The organism is Arthrobacter sp. Y81 (assembly GCF_002929335.1).
In the GTDB taxonomy this organism is placed as follows: Bacteria; Actinomycetota; Actinomycetes; order Actinomycetales; family Micrococcaceae; genus Arthrobacter.
The window spans coordinates 96,470-114,121 of sequence record NZ_PJIL01000013.1 but is presented as its reverse complement, the minus strand read 5'-3'; the positions used below and the strand labels follow the sequence as shown (position 1 = coordinate 114,121).

The window sequence follows — 17,652 nt, the reverse complement described above, 5'->3', positions numbered from 1 at the left end:
TTCCTTACTGCTGTGGGGGTTGGTGGTTGGGTGTCGCCTGTACCGCTGCCGGAGTGTGGGCAAGGTAGGCGTCCAAAGTGGCGCTGCGGTGGAGGCGGGCCGCCATTTCGATCTGGCCGGCGCCGGCTCCGGTTTCAATCAGTTTCAGGATGGCTTCGTGTTCATCCACCGAGTCATGGGCGCGGCCCGGCACAAAACGGAAAGTGGATGACCGGAGCGAGGCGAGCCGGTTCCAGCCGCGGTGGACGAGGTCAAGGATGTGCGGGTTGGGGCAGTGCTCGAACAGGACGCTATGGAAGTCCTGGTTCAGCGCGGTGAAGCGGACGGGGTCGAAGTGCTGCAGGCATTCCCGCATCTGCTCGTTCAAGGCACGCGCCCGGGCAATGTCGGCTTCGCCGATCAGGGGTGCGGACAGCGCCGTTGCGGCGCCTTCGACGATGCTGAGGGTCTGCATCGTGTAGAGGTACTCGGTGGGGTCGATCCCGGACACCGTAGCGCCTACATTCCGTTCGAACTTAACCAGTCCCTCGGCTTCGAGCCGGCGGATGGCTTCGCGGACCGGAACGACGCTGACGCCCAGGTCCTCGGCGATCTTGGCCAGCACCAGCCGGTAACCGGGCGAGTAGGTGCCGTCCACGATCCGGGCCTTGACCGCGGCATAGGCCTGCTCGGATTTGCTGCCGGCCGACTTGCCGGCTGTGGTGCCGCTTTCGGTGGCTGTTTCCATAGCCGTCTCAGTCATGTTCCGGGCCTTCCCATTCCTCATACTTGGCGCGCCATTCCGTGTTCAGCGGGTAGAGGCCGTCCACGCTGTGGCCCTGCTGCACCATCTCGGCGATGAAGACTTCCTCGCGCTCCTGGGCGATGGAGTCGTCCGCAAGCTCTTCGGCCAGCGCCGGCGGGATCACCAGGATGCCGTCGGAGTCCGCCACGATGATGTCACCGGGCTGCACGGTGGTGCCGCCGCAGGCGATGGTGATGTCCGTGTCCCACGGGATGTGCCGGCGCCCCAGCACGGCGGGGTGCGGGTTGGCATAGTAGGTGGGCATGTCCATGGCGGCCACGGCGGCGAAGTCGCGCACGCCGCCGTCGGTGATGATGGCTGCGGCGCCGCGGACCTGGGCGCGGAGGGCCAGGATGTCGCCGATGGTGCCGGTGCCCTTTTCGCCGCGGGCCTCCATCACCAGGATCTCGCCCTCGTTCACCGAATCGATGGCCTTCTTTTGGGCGTTGAAGCCCCCGCCGTGGGTCTTGAAAAGGTCCTCGCGGTTGGGCACGTAGCGCAGCGTCCGGGCCAGGCCCACGATCCGCTTCTCCGGCCGGGTGGAGGTCAGGCCGTCGATGCTGACGTTGTTCAGGCCGCGCTTGCGCAGCTGGGAGGACAGGGTTGCCGTGCAGACGCTTTCCAGTTTGGTCTTCAGTGCCGGGGTCAGGACCGGACCGACGGCGGCCGCCACCGCGGTGAGTCCGGCGGCTTCGCGGGAGCCGTACGCTTCCTCCCGCTGGAGGTCATCGGTCCTGGGCCGGGCGCCGAAGTCCGCGAACGGCGTCGTGCCTTCCGCCACCCGGGTGACCAGCCGACCGGTGGTGACGCCAGCAGCGCTGACTTCGACCTCGACGACGTCGCCCGGCTTGGCGACGGAGGCGCCGGCCGGGGTGCCGGTCAGGATGATGTCGCCCTCTTCGAGCGTGAGCAGCTGGGACAGGTCCGCGATTAGCCGAGCGAACGGGAACAGCAGGTCTTCGGTGGTGTCGTCCTGGACCATCTCGCCGTTGTGCCAGGTGCGGATCCGGAGTTTCGAGGGGTCCACGGCGTCCGCGGCGATGAGTCCCGGGCCCACGGGGGTGAAGCCGTCGCCGCCCTTGGACCGGAGGTTGGAGCCTTTGTCTGCGTAGCGGAGGTCGTAGACGCCGAGGTCGTTGCTGGCGGTGACCCACTCGACGTGGCTCCACGCGTCCTCCACTCCGACGCGCCGGGCGGGCTTGCCGATGATCAGGGCGATCTCGCCCTCGTAGCCGAGGAGTTCGCAACCGGCGGGGCGTTCCACCGTTGAAGGGGCTTCTGCCGAGCCGAACGCCAGGGAGGACGATGGCTTCAGGAAGTACGAGGGCTGTTCCGGGGTGCGGCCGCGCTGGGCTGCCCGGCTGGGGTAGTTGATGTGCACCGCGATGACCTTGCGGGCCGCGGCCAGGATGTGGTCGGTGACCTGTTCCAAGTGTTACTCCTCATCGAGTACGAAATCGTATACGATAACTATTACCTACGAGCTTCCGGACGTCAACCCCTGATTTTTCGGGAGTTTTGAGGGGCGCTTGTAACGCAGGTCATACCTGCGTACAGTTTTGAATCAGCAACCGAATTTCTATTATCGAACGATTAGTTCCGATATCGAACACAAGACGGCCCTAGTCAGCCACACAACGAAGTGAGGAATCCCGTGCATTTCCACCACCACGGCTACGTATCAGGTGACCCGCGAGTCCAGCCGGCCGCCGGCGTCGGCATTGACCGGCCCACCCAGCTTCCCGACGAAATGGACGTGCTCATTGTGGGCACCGGCCCTGCAGGCATGCTCACCGCTGCCCAGCTGTCCCAGTTCCCGGGCATTACCACCCGCATCGTGGAGCGCCGCGACGGCAGGCTTGCCATCGGCCAGGCAGACGGCATTCAGGCCCGCAGCGTCGAAACCTTCCAGGCCTTCGGCTTCGCCGAGCGGATCATCGCCGAGGCCTACCGGATCACCGAAATGGCGTTCTGGAAGCCGGACCCCCGGAACCCTGCGAACATTGTCCGCGCCGCGCGCACCCTCGACGACGCGCACGGGATCAGCGAATTCCCGCACCTTATCGTCAACCAGGCCCGCGTGCTGGACTATTTCGCCGAGGTTATGGCCAACGCCCCCACGCGCATGTCGCCGGACTATGGCTATGAGTTCCGCAGCCTCGAAGTCGGGGAGGGGGAGTACCCGGTTACCGTAACGCTCGTCCACACCAGCGGCCCCGATGAAGGCCGGGAACGTGTTGTCCGGGCGAAGTACGTGGTGGGCGCCGATGGTGCCCGCAGCAAGGTCCGGGAGTCGATCGGCTGCACCATGGCCGGCGACCAGGCCAATCACGCCTGGGGCGTTATGGACGTGCTCGCCAACACCGATTTCCCGGACATCCGCCTCAAGTGCGCCATCCAGTCCCACGACGGCGGCAGCATCCTGCTGATCCCGCGGGAAGGCGGGCACCTCTTCCGCATGTACGTGGACCTCGGTGAAGTGCCCGCGGACGATCACGGCGCGGTCCGCAAAACCACCATCGAGCAGATCATCGCCAAGGCCAACGCGATCGTCCACCCCTACACCGTGGACGTGCGCAATGTGGCCTGGCACAGCGTTTATGAGGTGGGCCACCGCCTTACCGACAGGTTCGACGACGTCCGCCCGGAAGACATGGGCACCCGCACGCCGCGTGTATTCATCACCGGCGACGCCTGCCACACGCACAGCGCCAAGGCCGGCCAAGGCATGAACGTGTCCATGCAGGACGGCTTTAATATCGGCTGGAAACTCGGCCACGTCCTCGAAGGACGCAGCCCGGAGAGCCTCCTGTCCACCTACTCGGCCGAACGCCAGGTCATCGCGAAGAACCTCATCGACTTTGACAAGGAATGGTCAACGCTGATGGCGAAGAAGCCCGAGGAGTTCGCCTCCCCCTCGGAGCTCGAGGACTTCTACGTGAGCACCGCCGAATTCCCGGCCGGCTTCATGACCCAGTACGCCCCGTCGATGCTCGTCGGCAGCCCGGCCCACCAGGGGCTTGCCACCGGCTTCACCATCGGCAAGCGCTTCAAGTCCGCGCCCGTCGTGCGGGTCTGCGACACGAACCCGCTGCACCTCGGCCATCAGGCCAAGGCTGACGGCCGCTGGCGCATCTACGTTTTCGCGGACGCGGCAACCCCCGTCATGGGAAAGGAGGGTACTGCGTCACCGGCCGCCGACCTGGCCGGCTGGCTCGCCGACGCGCCGGACTCGCCGCTCGCCGCCACACCATCGGGGGCTGATGCTGACGCCTGGTTCGACGTGAAGGTCATCTACCAGCAGGACCACACCAGCATCGACATCAACGCAGTGCCGGCCGTGTTCAAGCCGGAGGTGGGACCGTTCAAACTCACCTACCTGGAAAACGTCTACGGCACCGATCCGGCGGCTGACATCTTCGAACTGCGCGGCATCGACCGCGGCGGAGCCGTTGTGGTGGTACGCCCGGACCAGTACGTGGCGAACGTCCTGCCCCTGACGGCGACGGCGGAGCTGGCCGCGTTCTTCGCGCCGATCCTGCGCGGGCGTCAGACGGCTGTCAGCCGCTGACGGCCTGAGCTGTCCGGTACTCCGCGGCTGCATAAACACCCAGGATCCGCACCTCGGCGGTGAAGAAGTCCAGTTCCTCGAGGGCAAGCTTCAGCGGCAGGTCCTCGGGGTGGCCCTCCACATCGGCCATGAACATGGTGGCGGCAAACTCGTCGCCCACCATGTAGCTCTCCAGCCGGGTCATGTTTACGCCATTGGTGGCAAAACCGCCAAGCGCCTTGTACAGCGCGGACGGGACGTTACGGACGCGGAACACGAAACTGGTCACTGCCGGCCCGGGCAACTCGTCCCGGGTCGGCAGTTCCTTTTCCCGCGCCAGGACCACAAAGCGTGTGGTGTTCGACGGATCGTCCTCCACCCGCGACGCCAGTACTTCGAGGCCGTAGATCTGGGCCGCGAGCGGGGGAGCGAGGGAGAGCTTGGCGGGATCGTTCCATTCCCGCACTTCGCGGGCAGACCCCGCTGTGTCTCCGGCGATGACGGGGCGTAACCCTGCTTCACGGATCAGGCGCCGGCACTGGCCCAGCGCGTGGATGTGGCTGTGAACCTCCGTGGCCCCTTCGATGGTGCTGCCGGGGATGCCCAGCAGGTCGAAGTGGATGGGCAGGAAAAACTCGCCCACGATCTGCAGGTGCGACTGGGGGAGCAGGATGTGGATGTCCGCCACCCGTCCGGCAATCGAGTTCTCGATCGGAATCATGGCCAGGTCGGCCTCGCCGCTGGACACCAGTTCAAAGACGTCTTCGAAGCTGGCGCACGGGACGCTTTCCAGCTCGGGGAACATCTGCTGGCACGCGATATTGGAGTTGGCGCCGGGCTCGCCCTGGTACGCAATTTTCTGGGTCACGATCCGTATGGTTTCACGCCTGTCACCCATCCGCCCAAGTGACTCGCATTTAACGTCGCCATCCGGGGGTTTCGCGACGTTAAATGCGAGTCAGTTGGGGTGAGGCGCGAACAGTCCTGGCTCAGCCAAGCGCCAGCCGCATCGACACCTGGTACCGGTCCGAGCGGTACGTCGAGATGGAGTATTCGATGGGCGTGCCGGGATCGGCCTCTCCGGTAAACGACCGGCGCCGGAAGAGCAGTACGGGCGCGCCCGGTTCGATGTCCAGCAGGGCTGCGGTTTCCTCTGGTGCGGCTGCGGCCTCCACGGTCTGTTCCACGTGCTGCACCGGATGCCCTGAGGTGGAGAGGACGCGGTAGAGGGATCCCGTCAGGTCCTCCGAGAGCAGGTCCGGCAGGAGCCGGGGCGGCAGCCAGGATTCGTCCACGCTGACGGGAGCCCCGTTCGCCAGGCGCAGCCTGCGGACCTGGTAGGCGGCCTGCCCCGCGGCGAGCCCCAGGTGCTCGGCCGCCGCGGCGGGCGGCTCCGACGTGGCGGCAGTGATCACCCGGGTGCTGGGCTCAAAGCCGGCCTGCCGCATGTCCTCATTGAAGGAGGCCAGGTGCAGGGTGGAACGCACCAGTCCGTGCGAGACGAAGGTCCCCTTGCCCTTGATCCGCACCAGCGCTCCGTCCTGGACGAGGTCCGAGATCGCCCGGCGCACCGTAATGCGGGAGACCCCGAACTTCTCCTCCAGCTGGCGTTCGCCCAGCAGCGCGTCCCCGGGCCGCAGCGTCGAAGCCACCAGGTCCTGGAGCTGCCTTCGCACCCAGACGTGTTTCAGTTCCCCTGCCGTATCCATAGGTCTATTGTCCGGGCAGGTCGAACAGACGCCCGCCGGCTTCCACCCGCGCTCCACTTTCCGGTGATTCGATGGCGTCCGGTGCGCTGTCCAGGATCACCACGGGGCTGCACATGCTGAGGTTTTTCGAGCGGACCAGTGTGACGTCAACGCTGATCATGGGATCCCCGGCGCGGACCTGGTCGCCTTTCTGCGCCAGCACGCTGAAGCCTTCGCCCTTCAGGCCGACCGTATCGATTCCCACGTGGACCAGCACTGCGGGCCCGGAGGCGTGCTGGACGATGTAGGCGTGCGGCATGACCTTGATGACCTTGCCGTCCAAGGGTGCGACGGCGGTCAGCACACCCGCGTCGTCGTCCGGGATGACGGCGGCGCCACCGCCGACCAGCCCTTTGGCGAACACGGGGTCCGGCACTTCGCTCAACGGGATGAGCCGGCCGGGTAGGGGAGAGGCCACGCTGATGGCTGCCGCGGGTGCTGCAGGTTTCACGTCAGGCGTGCTTACGCCAGGCGCGCTCACATCAGGTCCTGGATGTCTTCGGCCAGGCTCTCGGCTTCGGGGCCCACAACCACCTGGACCACCGTGCCGGCCACCATGACGCCGTGGGCGCCCGCGGCCTTCAGGGCGGCCTCGTCAACGCGCGAGGCATCCAGCACTTCGGTGCGCAGGCGGGTGATGCACCCTTCGATCTCTTCGACGTTATCGGCGCCGCCCAGGGCGGCGAGGATGATTTCTGCTTTGGACATGTCCACTCCTGTTGGTGTTTCGCGGTGAAGGCCTGCCGGCTCTTGAGGTCTTTTTTTCCTGCCTGAGGTTGACAACTGAGCCCGGTGCACTTCACAGTGATGATTGTCACTGGTTATAACCAGTTAGCAAAACAATACTGAATCCCGCATCCCCGCACAAGCACCCCCTTTCGAAACGAGGAACAACATGTCCACGGAAAACCCGTCCGCATCCGCCGGGGCCGGCCCGTTGGCCGCGCCGGCCCCCGGAAAGGCCAAGGGCAGCGGCAAAGCGCTGCAGAACATGCAGCGCTTCGGGCGCAGCCTCATGCTCCCCATCGCCGCCCTTCCCGCAGCAGCGCTTCTCCTGCGGCTCGGCCAGGACGACCTGCTGGGCAGGTTCGAAGGCCTGACCACCGTTGCCCAGGTGATCGGCGCGGCCGGCGGCGCCCTGTTTGAGAACCTCCCGCTGCTGTTCGCCGTCGGTATTTCCTTTGGCTTCGCCAAGAAGGGCGACGGGTCCACGGCGCTGGCCGCCGTCGTCGGGTTCCTGGTCCTGACCAACGTTTTCAAGGTCATGGCACCCCTGGTGCTCGGCGCCGCCCCCGAAGGCGGCAAGGACCCCGTCATCAACTACGGTGTGCTCGCAGGCATCGTGATGGGCCTGACGACGGCGTGGCTGTGGCAGAAATTCCACCGGACCACCCTGCCGGACTGGCTCGGCTTCTTCGCCGGCCGCCGGCTGGTGCCCATCCTGACCTCCTTCGCCGCGATCGTAATCGGCGTGGTCATGGCCCTCATCTACCCCTTCTTCAACACCGGCCTGACCGCGGTGGGCAACGCCGTCGCGGACAACACCGTGGTGGGCAGCGAGGTCTACGGCACCCTCAACCGGTTGCTCATCCCGCTCGGCCTGCACCACATCCTGAACTCCATCGTCTGGTTCATCATCGGCGACTACAACGGCGCCCACGGCGACCTGAACCGGTTCTTCGCCGGCGACCCCTCTGCGGGTGTGTTCATGACCGGGTTCTTCCCCATCATGATGTTCGCCCTGCCCGCGGCCGCCCTGGCCATCTGGCACGAAGCCAAGCCATCCCAGAAGAAGATCGTCGGCGGCGTGATGCTCTCCACCGGCCTCACCGCCTTCCTCACCGGCATCACCGAACCGCTGGAATTCTCGTTCATGTTCGTGGCCTGGCCGCTCTACGTCGTTCACGCCGTCCTGACCGGCACGTCTATGATGCTGGTCAACTTTCTGGGCATCCACCACGGGTTCGGTTTCTCCGCGGGTGCCATCGACTACGTCCTCAACTTCGGCATCGCCCAAAATCCGCTTTGGCTGATCCCCATCGGGCTGGGCTACGCGGCGGTGTACTACGTGGTGTTCCGCTTCGTGATCCGCCGCTGGAACCTGCGGACCATGGGACGTGAAGACGAGACTGACGAGAACGGTTCGATGGTCAAAGCCGATGCGAGCTGACGGGCTGCCGGCCGGAGCCGGCGGCGGGCTGGGGCTGCGGGGGCGCCTCGTCACCGGCCGGACCGGCGACGGAGTGATCGACGACGGCACCGTGGTGATCGCCGGGGGCCGCATCCTTTGGTGCGGCCCGACGGCGGAACTGCCCGCCGGCGTCGACGTCGAAACAACCCGGGTTCCGCTCATCCTGCCCGGGCTGGTGGACGTGCACTGCCACGGCGCCGTTGGGCACACCTTCTCCGCGGATGCGGAGGGCGCCCGCCGGGCCGCGGGCTACCACGCCGCGCAGGGGACGACGTCGGTACTCGCCTCGCTCGTTTCGGCGCCGTCGGATGTGCTGCTGGAGCAGATCGCGGTGCTGCGGGAGCTGGTGCAGGACGGCACGCTGGCCGGCCTGCACCTGGAAGGACCGTTCATCACCAGGAGCATGTGCGGGGCGCAGGACCCGGCGGCCATCATCGATGGCAGCCCGGAATTCCTGAAGGAGTGGCTCGAGGCGGGACAGGGCACGGTCCGGTCCATCACGCTGGCACCGGAAACCGCGCACTTCGCGGAACTCGTTTCCCTGTGCAGGGCCTACCGCGTGGTCCCGTCGCTCGGCCACACCGACGCCACGGCGGCCGGGACACGGGAAGCCCTCGGCGGATCGTCCGGCGGTGCGGCCGGCCTGGGTGCCGACGGCGGCCCGTGGTCGGCCACGCACCTGTTCAACAGGATGCCGGCGCTGGGACACCGCACGCCCGGCCCCATCCCCGTCCTGCTGCAGGCGGCCCGGCAGTCACCGGACCGGATGGTCCTGGAGCTGATTGCCGACGGGGTGCACCTTGACCCGGAGATCGTCCGCATGGTGTTCGACCTGGTGGGCCCGGACTCGATTGCCCTGATCACGGACGCCATGGCCGCGGCAGGGATGTCCGACGGCCACTACACGCTCGGCAGCCTGGACGTGCTGGTCCAGGACCGCGTGGCGCGGCTGGTTCCCGACGGGCATGATGCCCATCCCGGGGCGATCGCCGGGGCAACCAGCCTGCTGCTGGAGAACGTCCGCCGCTGCGTGGATTGGGGGATCCCCCTGGCCGACGCCGTCACCGCGGCCTCGGCCACCCCGGCCCGGCTCATGGGCCTGGACCGGCCGGGTTCCGACCAGCCAGGCTCCGACCAGCCAGGCTCCGACCAAGTCGGTGTGCTGGCCGCGGGGTACCGCGCCGACGTGCTGGTCACCACCGAAGAACTTGAACTGTTGCAGGCCTACCGGGCCGGCACACCACTAACTCAGGAAAGGAATGCGCGTGCAGATTATTCTGTGTGAGTCCGCCGAACACGTAGGGGGCAGGGCCGCCGACGTCATCGATGCCCGGGTCCGGCAGGGACCGGCCGTACTGGGACTGGCCACGGGAGGTTCACCGAAATCCACGTACCAGGAACTCATCCGGCGGCACCGCGAAGAGCAGCTCAGCTTCAGCCAGGTCACGGCCTTCACCCTGGACGAATATGCGGGGCTGCCGCCGGAGCATGAACAGAGCTATTACTCCACCATCCGGCGGGAGTTTGCCGATCACGTGGACCTGCCGCTGGAGCAGCTCATCACCCCGCACGGGGATGCCCCGGACCTCGTGGCCGAGGCCGAACGCTACGACGCAGCCATCACGGCGGCCGGCGGAGTGGACATCCAGATCCTCGGCATCGGCGCCAACGGCCACATCGGGTTCAATGAGCCCACCTCGTCCCTGGTCTCGCGCACCAGGGTGAAGACCCTGGCCGGAGCCACCCGGGCGGACAACGCGCGGTTCTTCCCGGAGGGTGACGTCCCGCGGCTGTGCCTGACCCAGGGATTGGGGACCATCCGTGAAGCCAAGCTGGCGGTACTCGTGGCCATGGGCGAGAACAAAGCTGAGGCCGTCCAGGCCATGGTGGAAGGACCGGTCAGCGCACACTGCCCCGCCTCGGTGCTGCAGATGCACCGCCGGGCCGTGGTCATCCTGGACCCCGCAGCCGCGTCCCGCCTGAGCCTGCTGGACTACTACCGGGACGCCCAGGAGTTCAACGACCAGCTGGGCCAGACGCCCACCCGGCCCTGGCTGCAGCAGCCGCTGGTCCAGCAGGGCTGAGCACGAATCCGAGGCTTGTCCGCGATTCCGAACCTACAAAGTGAGGTTCAGCGGACAAGCCTCGGATTTTGTGCGTGACGGCCGGGACACCGCCGGCCAACTCCACGCGCCCAACCGTAATGCCTAGCCGTTGATCACCTGCGGAACACCGACGGCCTTCAGGCCTTCGACGCCGAATTCCAGGCCGTAGCCGGACTGCTTGGCCCCGCCGAAGGGGACGCGGGGGTCCACGGCGCCGTGCTTGTTGATCCAGACGGTGCCGGCCTCGATCCGGGCAGCGACCTTGCGGGCTGCGGCGAGGTCGGGGGACCAGACGGAGGCGCCGAGTCCGACGTCGAGCGCGTTGGCCATGGCGACCGCCTCATCAACCGTGCTGTAGCGGATGATCGGCAGGGCGGGGCCGAACTGTTCCTCGGCCACCAGCGGGTTGTTGTTGTCGATGTCGGCCACGAGGGTGGCGGGGTAGAAGTACCCGGGCTGGTCCGCGTCCGGGTTGCCGCCGATGAGGATCCGGGCGCCGGAGTCCCGGGCGGCTTCGACGAGCCCGGCCACGATGTCGTACTGCGCCCTGTTCTGCAGCGGGCCCAGGACGTTGTTCTCATCCAGCCCCACGCCCATCGGCATGGCCTTCGCCACGGCAGTGAGTTCCTCACAGACGGCGTCGTAGATGTCGTCGTGGACATAGAGGCGCTTCAGCGCCGCGCAGGTCTGGCCGGTGTTGATGAAGGCGCCCCAGAAGAGGCCTTCGGCGATGGCTTTCGGGTCGGCGTCGGGCAGGACGATGCCGGCGTCGTTGCCGCCGAGTTCCAGGGTGAGGCGTTTGACGGTGTCTGCGGAGGATTTGATGATGGAGCGGCCAGCCGACGTGGAGCCGGTGAACATGATCTTGCCGACGGCGGGGTGTTCGGCCAGGCGGGCGCCGACCTCGCGGTCCCCGGAGACGACGGTCAGGAGGCCTTCGGGGAGTTCCTCGTTGAGGACTTTGGCGAGGGCCAGGACGGACAACGGGGTCATCTTGGAGGGCTTGACCACCACGGCGTTGCCCATCCGGAGGGCGGGAGCGATCTGCCAGATGGTGATCATCATCGGCCAGTTCCACGGGCCGATGGCACCGACGACGCCGATGGGCTTGTAGTGCAGTTCGGCGTAGGTTTCGCCGTCGTCCACCACGACTTCCGGGTCCAGCGGCGTAGTGGCCGCGGCACGGAGCCAGGCGGCGCAGGCGCCGACTTCGAAGCGGGCGTTGGGGCCGTTCAGGGGTTTGCCCTGCTCGCGGGAGAGCAGGCGCGCGAGTTCCTCGGAGGAGCGTTCGACGGCGTCTGCGGCCTTGAGCAGCGCGGCGCTCCGGGCGCCGTGGCCCAGCGCGGCCCACGCAGGCTGGGCGGCCGCGGCGGCGGCGATGGCCGCCTCCAGGTCCGCAACGGTGTGCACGGGAGCTTCGCCTACGGCGGTGCCGGTGGCGGGGTCCAGAATGGTCCGGGTGTCGCCGGTGACCGGGGTGATCGAGGCCAGCAGGGCGTCGTAAGTTTCCATGGGGATACTCCACTTCGAGTAGGTCAGGGACCGCAGGCCGGTGCGGCCTAACAGCGCTGCTTCAAGCGTGCTCCGGCAGGCGTTGCGGGTCTTGTCTTTCCGTGAAGAGCTGTTGTGCGGGAGCGAACGGAACGGGACCATGAGGGTGTGACTGCGCTCAGGAACAACAACTGATCGCTGCAAGACAAGCCGCATCCGGAAGCCGCTGCCATGCTGGATTTCACGAGGCCCCTTGTTCACCGGGCACCTTTGCCCGGCCAAGGCATCCATATCCAAGAACCCCCAGCACATTCCCCAGCACTCATGACCGTTAAGAAGGATCCAATGAGTATTTCGAATCCCGAATCCCGGACCGCGGAACCCGGTTCCCGCCAGGAACACTCCACTGCACTGCGCGCAGGCAGCATCGGCGTCCTGGGCATTCTGTTCTTTGTCCTGTCCGCGCAGGCGCCGCTGACCGGAATCGTCGGAGCAGCACCTTTGGCGGCCGCGCTCGGCAACGGTGCCGGCGCCCCGGGCGCCTACCTCGTCGTCGGCATCGTCATTGTGATCTTTGCGGTCGGCTTTGTGGCGATGAGCCGCAAGGTACAAACCAACGGCGCCTTCTACGCCTATGTCACGGCAGCGTTCGGACGCAAGGTCGGCGCCGGAGCGGCGTGGCTGGCCCTGCTTGCCTACAGCACGGTGCAGGCGGCAATGTACGGGCTGTACGGCGCCGCGTTCTCCGGCCTGCTGGCATCCGCGGGGCTAACGGTTCCGTGGTGGCTGCTGGCACTGGTCACCATGGCCGGTGTCCAGGTCCTGGGATCCATGAACATCGAGCTGGGCGCCCGCGTACTTGCGGTCCTGGTGGGCCTTGAAGTGGCCATTCTCCTGATGTTCGGATTCTCCGTCCTGTTCAAGGGCGGCGGCCCGGAGGGGCTGGACTTGGCCGCCTCGTTCGCGCCGGAAGCCATCGCCAGCGGAGCTCCGGGGGTTGCCATCATGTTCGCGGTGGCCTCCATGTTCGGCTTCGAGTCGACGGCCATCTACTCCGCCGAGGCCAAGGACCCGCACCGGACCGTTGCGCGGGCCACCTATCTCTCCGTGGGCATCATCGCCGTCTTCTTTTCCTTCATCACCTGGATGCTGGTCAGCTTCTACGGTCCGTCCCACGTCGTCGGCGCGGCAGGGGCAGCGCTCGAATCCGGCGACGCGACCTCGTTCGTGATCGGCCCGATCGTTGAGATGTTCGGACCGTGGGCAGGAGTCACCACCGGCGTCCTGCTGGTGACGTCCCTGCTGGCCGGCATCATCGCGTTCCACAACGGCATCAACCGCTACCTTCACTCGCTGGCGCTGCGCGGCTCCATGCCCGCCGTCATCGCCAGGACCAACAAGCACCGTGCCCCGGCGACCGCAGCCTGGATCCAGACGGCGGTCGCCGCCCTGCTCGTGGCCCCGTTCGCGCTCCTGGGCCTGGACCCGGTGCTGACGCTTTTCTCCTGGTTCAGCGGCCTTGCCGTCGCGGCACTGCTGGTGCTGTACATGCTGTCCTCCCTCGCCGTCGTCGGCTATTTCCGCCGGGAACGGGTGCCCGGACAGCGGTGGCAGACCCTCATCGCCCCGATGCTCGCCTCTGTGCTGCTGGCGTGGGTGCTCTACCTGGTGGTCAGCAACTTCACGTCCCTCATCGGCGGAAGCGCCGAAACGGCCGTGGGGCTGCTGGTGGCCGTCCCCGTGATTTTCCTGGCCGGTGTGCTGGTGGAGATCCGGGTGGAGAAGCGGGCCCGGATCCTAGACCCGGACTTCGCCGGGTAACGGACTTTCGACGACGGCGGCGGCGGGGCGGGCGGCGGTTTGGTGCCGCCCGCGCCAGGCGAGTCCGCCGGCAATCAGCAACAGCGCCAGCAGCGACACGGCCGCTCCCGCGGCAATCTCCGGTTCGCCGGGCCACCGGCCGGTCAGTCCCATAAACGCAGGCACCGTGGCAGAGGCCTGGCTGGTGAGGACGAGGGACCAGCCGATCAGCGGCGCCAGGCGCTCAAACCCCAGGGCCAGTTGCAGGAAGAACAGCATCCACAGGTACGTCCAGCAGAGCCACAGGACGGCCAGCAGAGGATCCTCCCCGGACCAGGCAGCAGCGAGCAGAAGGCCGCACAGGCCCACCATCCCGCAGAACCAGCCGAGCCCCCTGGACCCGAGCCCCAGCAGGAAATCCAGGCCGACGTACACGTAGGTCAGTCCAAACAGGAACATCCCGGACGCCCCGAGGAGCAAATGCAGGCCGCCGTCGCCGGTAATCCCCAGGTACGTGACGCCGAGGACCAACTGGGTGCCGCCGATGACCAGGCTGAACACGGCAGCCTCCCGGCGGGGGAGGAGATCCAGCGCCGCAAGGCCGTTGATCAGGAGCGCGGCCCCGGAGAGAAGCAGGCAAATATGGGCCATCAGAAGTCCCCCGCCGGGCCCCGATCCGAGGCCATTGTTTTCGTTTCGTGGAAATTAAATGTCACAATACGGAGGTTAGCGGAAGGCTGATTGGCCATGCGTGGCCCGTGCAGTCACAATTGGATATGTTGAAGTTTCAATAAAAGGGTGCCGGTCCGGCGTATGCCGGAGACTTCCCGCGCCCGGTTCGACGTAAGGAATCATCATGGATGCACGGCTCGAGGCCATCAGGGATACCGTCCTGGCCAGGAATCCGGGAGAAGCCGAGTTCCACCAGGCTGTGACCGAGGTATTCGAAAGCCTCGGCCCGGTCCACGACCGCCACCCTGAGTTCCTCGAAGCCGCCATCCTGGAGCGGCTGTGCGAGCCCGAACGCCAGATCATCTTCCGGGTGCCGTGGACGGACGATTCCGGCCGGGTGCAGATCAACCGCGGCTTCCGGGTGGAGTTCAACTCAGCCCTGGGCCCCTACAAGGGCGGCCTGCGGTTCCACCCGTCCGTGTACCTGGGCATCGTGAAATTCCTCGGCTTCGAGCAGATCTTCAAGAACGCCCTCACCGGCATGCCGATTGGCGGCGGCAAGGGCGGCTCCGACTTCGATCCCCGCGGCCGCAGCGACGCCGAGGTGATGCGCTTCTGCCAGTCGTTCATGACCGAGCTGTACCGCCACATCGGCGAATACACTGACGTGCCGGCGGGCGACATCGGCGTGGGCGGCCGCGAAATCGGCTACCTCTTCGGCCAGTACAAGCGCATCACCAACCGCTACGAATCCGGCGTCCTGACCGGCAAGGGCATCTCCTGGGGCGGCTCGCTGGTGCGTCCCGAAGCCACCGGCTTCGGCACGGTGATCTTCACCGGGGAGATGCTGAAGACCAGGGGCTCGTCCTTCGACGGGCAGCGCGTGGTGGTCTCCGGCTCCGGCAACGTGGCCATCAATGCCATTGCGAAGGCCCAGGCTCTCGGCGCCACCGTAGTGGCCTGCTCCGATTCCTCCGGCTACATCGTGGACGAGGCGGGAATCGACGTCGGCCTGCTTCGCCGGATCAAGGAAGTGGAACGCGGACGCCTCAAGGACTATGAGGTCCGCCGCCCCGGAGTCTCCTATGTCGACGGCGGCTCGGTGTGGGACGTCGACGCCACGGTGGTGCTGCCGTGCGCCACGCAGAACGAGCTCGACGGCGACGCTGCCGCCCGGCTGGTCCGCAACGGACTGCTCGCCGTCGGTGAAGGTGCGAACATGCCGTCCACCCGGGAAGCCGTGGCGGTGTTCCAGGAGGCCGGTGTGCTGTTCGCCCCGGGCAAGGCCGCCAACGCGGGCGGGGTGGCCACATCAGCCCTCGAGATGCAGCAGAACGCGAGCCGCGACTCGTGGTCCTTCGAGCACACCGAACAGCGCCTCACGGACATCATGGTGGGCATCCACGACCTCTGCGCCCAGACCGCCGACGAATACGGCGAGCCCGGCAACTATGTGCTGGGCGCCAACATCGGTGGCTTCGTCAAGGTTGCCGACGCCATGCTCGCGCAGGGCCTGATCTAGGCGCCCTGGCGCAGGGCCTGGTCTAGGCGCCGCGCCGCCAGTCGCTGGGGGATTCGCCGAAAGCGTCCCGGAAGGAGCGGCTGAAATGCGCCGCGTCCAGGAATCCCCAGCGGGCGGCGACGGCACCGACGGACGTACCGGTGTGCAGCGGGTCCCTCAGGTCGCGCCGGATGCGTTCGAGCCGCTGGCTCCGGATCCAGCTGGCCACGGTGGAGCCGGACTCATGGAAGACATTGTGCAGATGCCGTGTGGAGATGAAGTGTGCCGCCGCAATGCTGGCCGGTGACAGCTGCGGATCGGCCAGGTTGGCCTCGATGTATTCGCGGACCGACGTGGCCAGCAGCACCTGGGGCTTCATGCTGTCCGCCGCCATGTCCAGCTCCGAGTGAAGCATCGTTGAGACAAGATCAAGGGCGTTGGCGGCAAGCCGGGACCCGCTGGGGCCGCTGAGCAGCTCGGGGTTGGCCGCGAGCTGGGCAATGAACGGGCCAACGATGCCGGTCACGCCACTGCCGCCGGCCAGGCAGACCGCGGAAAGCTGGCCCACGTAGTCCGGCGGGAGCGTCAGTGCGTCGTGGGGGAACATCACCACCATCATTCGTGCCTGCTCTTCGAAGGCGAGCGTGTACGGCCGGTTCGTGTCGTAGATGGCGAGGTCGCCGGGGCGCAGCACAGCCTCGCGGTTGTCCTGGATGAGGAGGCCGGTGCCTTCCAGCTGGAGATTGAGCTTGAAATAGCGCTGGTCGGACTGCGCCAGCAGGGCCGGTGTGCGGTGGACGCTGTGGGACGTGGCCGAGACCTCCACGATGGCCATGCGGTCCAGCACGCGGGACCGCATCCGGCCGCGGAAGGTGTCCGGGTGGTCCGTCTCCGCCGCCAGCGGCACAAAGGACTCCGCCACGAGGTGCCGCCAGTGGTCAAACGACGTGGCCACGCTGGAGGTGAGGTCCTGGCCCGCGGGGCGGGCGGTAGTTGCAGACATGGATGTTCCTGACGCCGGTCGGCCATCTGTATGTTGTCCCCCAAGGCTGTGTCCTGCGACACAGTCATTTCAGGTTAGCGCCGAACTTCCGCCATGTCATTCTTTTTTCGACACTCGTCGAAAAAAGATCACGCGCCGGCCGCAAGCAGGGTCAGGAAGGCGTCCAGTTGGTCAGCCAGGCCCGGATCCGCCTGGCCTTCGGGGGCGAGGGCGGCGGCAATCTGCGCGCCGAGCAGCATGTTCAGCAGGTGGCCGGCGACGGCGGAGTCGTCGACGGCGGCGCTGACCGTTCCGTGCTCCCTGGCCTCGGCCAGGTACCCCAGGATGGAGGCGTGCCACTGCTCCATGGACTCGCGGTGGATGGCGGCCTTCCCGGGATCGTTGATGGCCTTTTGCCAGAACGGAACAACGATCCGCGCTTCATTGACGCGCTCGGAATCCAGCGGCAGCACTTCAACGCAAAACGCCTTCAGTGCCGGAATCCCGGCCTTGCCCGCGGTCACTTCCCTGATCCGCTCGTTGGTCCGGTTGAAGACGTGCCCGAACGCGAAAGTCAGCAAGGTGTCCTTGGTGGGGAAGTACGGCTTCAGGGCGCCGTTGGCGAAGCCGGCCTCAAGGGCGATCTCCCGCATAGTGGCGCCTTCTATGCCCAGCCTGGCGATGATCCGCCAGGTTGCATCCACCAGTTCCAGGCGACGCTCGTCATGGTCAACAATCTTTGGCACGCTGGCGCTCCCCCGGAACTTTTTTGTGTCGAACCCTTGTGATCCATCTTACGGACGGTTTATTCTCTACAACTATAGAAAA

Annotated in this window: 16 protein-coding genes; 6 read left to right on the top strand and 10 right to left on the bottom strand. The window is 66.7% G+C overall.

Features of this window, described 5'->3' with window-relative positions; translation table 11 throughout:
* Nucleotides 1-4: 4 nt before the first annotated feature.
* Entirely contained in the window at nt 5-742 is a 738-nt protein-coding gene (locus tag CXQ91_RS16960; protein WP_104175064.1) for a GntR family transcriptional regulator, read from the bottom strand.
* Nucleotides 735-2,216 (bottom strand): fumarylacetoacetate hydrolase family protein, encoded by a 1,482-nt coding sequence (locus tag CXQ91_RS16955; protein WP_104175063.1) that lies wholly within the window; start codon nt 2,214-2,216, stop codon nt 735-737. The genes CXQ91_RS16960 and CXQ91_RS16955 overlap by 8 nt, the downstream gene beginning before the upstream one ends.
* 222 nt (nt 2,217-2,438) lie before the next feature.
* On the opposite strand from CXQ91_RS16955, the gene CXQ91_RS16950 reads away from it, so the two are divergent.
* Nucleotides 2,439-4,355, top strand: coding sequence for an FAD-binding monooxygenase (locus CXQ91_RS16950; protein ID WP_104175062.1), 1,917 nt, complete (start codon nt 2,439-2,441; stop codon nt 4,353-4,355).
* Here CXQ91_RS16950 and CXQ91_RS16945 read toward each other — a convergent pair.
* From CXQ91_RS16945 to CXQ91_RS16930, 4 genes are all read right to left on the bottom strand, one after another.
* Nucleotides 4,345-5,202 (bottom strand): prephenate dehydratase, encoded by an 858-nt coding sequence (locus CXQ91_RS16945; protein ID WP_104175103.1) that lies wholly within the window; start codon nt 5,200-5,202, stop codon nt 4,345-4,347. The two genes, CXQ91_RS16950 and CXQ91_RS16945, sit on opposite strands and share 11 nt — an antisense overlap.
* Nucleotides 5,203-5,323: 121 nt before the next feature.
* Nucleotides 5,324-6,043, bottom strand: coding sequence for a GntR family transcriptional regulator (locus tag CXQ91_RS16940; RefSeq protein ID WP_104175061.1), 720 nt, complete (start codon nt 6,041-6,043; stop codon nt 5,324-5,326).
* 4 nt (nt 6,044-6,047) lie between these two features.
* A complete protein-coding gene (locus tag CXQ91_RS16935) occupies nt 6,048-6,533 on the bottom strand; it encodes a PTS glucose transporter subunit IIA (RefSeq protein ID WP_104175102.1) in 486 nt (161 codons plus the stop codon).
* Between the two features lie 26 nt (nt 6,534-6,559).
* Nucleotides 6,560-6,880, bottom strand: coding sequence for a PTS glucose/sucrose transporter subunit IIB (locus tag CXQ91_RS16930; RefSeq protein ID WP_258074060.1), 321 nt, complete (start codon nt 6,878-6,880; stop codon nt 6,560-6,562).
* A gap of 97 nt (nt 6,881-6,977) precedes the next feature.
* Here CXQ91_RS16930 and CXQ91_RS16925 point away from each other — a divergent pair, with 97 nt between their 5' ends.
* Genes CXQ91_RS16925 through nagB form a run of 3 tightly spaced genes read left to right on the top strand, consistent with a single transcriptional unit; the run spans nt 6,978 to nt 10,357 of the window.
* Nucleotides 6,978-8,252, top strand: coding sequence for a PTS transporter subunit EIIC (locus CXQ91_RS16925; RefSeq protein WP_219816540.1), 1,275 nt, complete (start codon nt 6,978-6,980; stop codon nt 8,250-8,252).
* Nucleotides 8,242-9,558 carry an N-acetylglucosamine-6-phosphate deacetylase gene (locus CXQ91_RS16920; protein WP_104175059.1) on the top strand — a complete coding sequence of 439 codons (1,317 nt, stop codon included), beginning with the start codon at nt 8,242-8,244 and terminating at the stop codon, nt 9,556-9,558. The genes CXQ91_RS16925 and CXQ91_RS16920 overlap by 11 nt, the downstream gene beginning before the upstream one ends.
* On the top strand, nt 9,539-10,357 hold the full coding sequence (gene nagB, locus CXQ91_RS16915) for a glucosamine-6-phosphate deaminase (RefSeq protein WP_104175100.1): 819 nt from the start codon (nt 9,539-9,541) through the stop codon (nt 10,355-10,357). The genes CXQ91_RS16920 and nagB overlap by 20 nt, the downstream gene beginning before the upstream one ends.
* Before the next feature lie 123 nt (nt 10,358-10,480).
* Here nagB and CXQ91_RS16910 read toward each other — a convergent pair whose 3' ends face one another.
* Entirely contained in the window at nt 10,481-11,890 is a 1,410-nt protein-coding gene (locus CXQ91_RS16910; protein ID WP_104175099.1) for an aldehyde dehydrogenase family protein, read from the bottom strand.
* Between the two features lie 324 nt (nt 11,891-12,214).
* On the opposite strand from CXQ91_RS16910, the gene CXQ91_RS16905 reads away from it, so the two are divergent.
* A complete protein-coding gene (locus CXQ91_RS16905) occupies nt 12,215-13,690 on the top strand; it encodes an APC family permease (protein ID WP_104175058.1) in 1,476 nt (491 codons plus the stop codon).
* Here the strand turns inward: CXQ91_RS16905 and CXQ91_RS16900 are convergent.
* Nucleotides 13,667-14,320: an AmiS/UreI family transporter gene (locus tag CXQ91_RS16900; protein ID WP_104175057.1), complete on the bottom strand. Its 654-nt coding sequence runs from the start codon at nt 14,318-14,320 to the stop codon at nt 13,667-13,669. The genes CXQ91_RS16905 and CXQ91_RS16900 overlap by 24 nt on opposite strands.
* 205 nt (nt 14,321-14,525) lie before the next feature.
* On the opposite strand from CXQ91_RS16900, the gene gdhA reads away from it, so the two are divergent.
* A complete protein-coding gene (gene gdhA / locus CXQ91_RS16895) occupies nt 14,526-15,863 on the top strand; it encodes an NADP-specific glutamate dehydrogenase (RefSeq protein ID WP_104175056.1) in 1,338 nt (445 codons plus the stop codon).
* Between the two features lie 22 nt (nt 15,864-15,885).
* Here gdhA and CXQ91_RS16890 read toward each other — a convergent pair whose 3' ends face one another.
* Entirely contained in the window at nt 15,886-16,845 is a 960-nt protein-coding gene (locus tag CXQ91_RS16890; RefSeq protein ID WP_104175055.1) for a helix-turn-helix domain-containing protein, read from the bottom strand.
* A gap of 128 nt (nt 16,846-16,973) precedes the next feature.
* The gene (locus CXQ91_RS16885; RefSeq protein WP_104175054.1) at nt 16,974-17,570 is read right to left on the bottom strand and encodes a TetR/AcrR family transcriptional regulator; all 597 of its coding nucleotides are present in this window, start codon (nt 17,568-17,570) and stop codon (nt 16,974-16,976) included.
* Between the last annotated feature and the right edge of the window lie 82 nt (nt 17,571-17,652).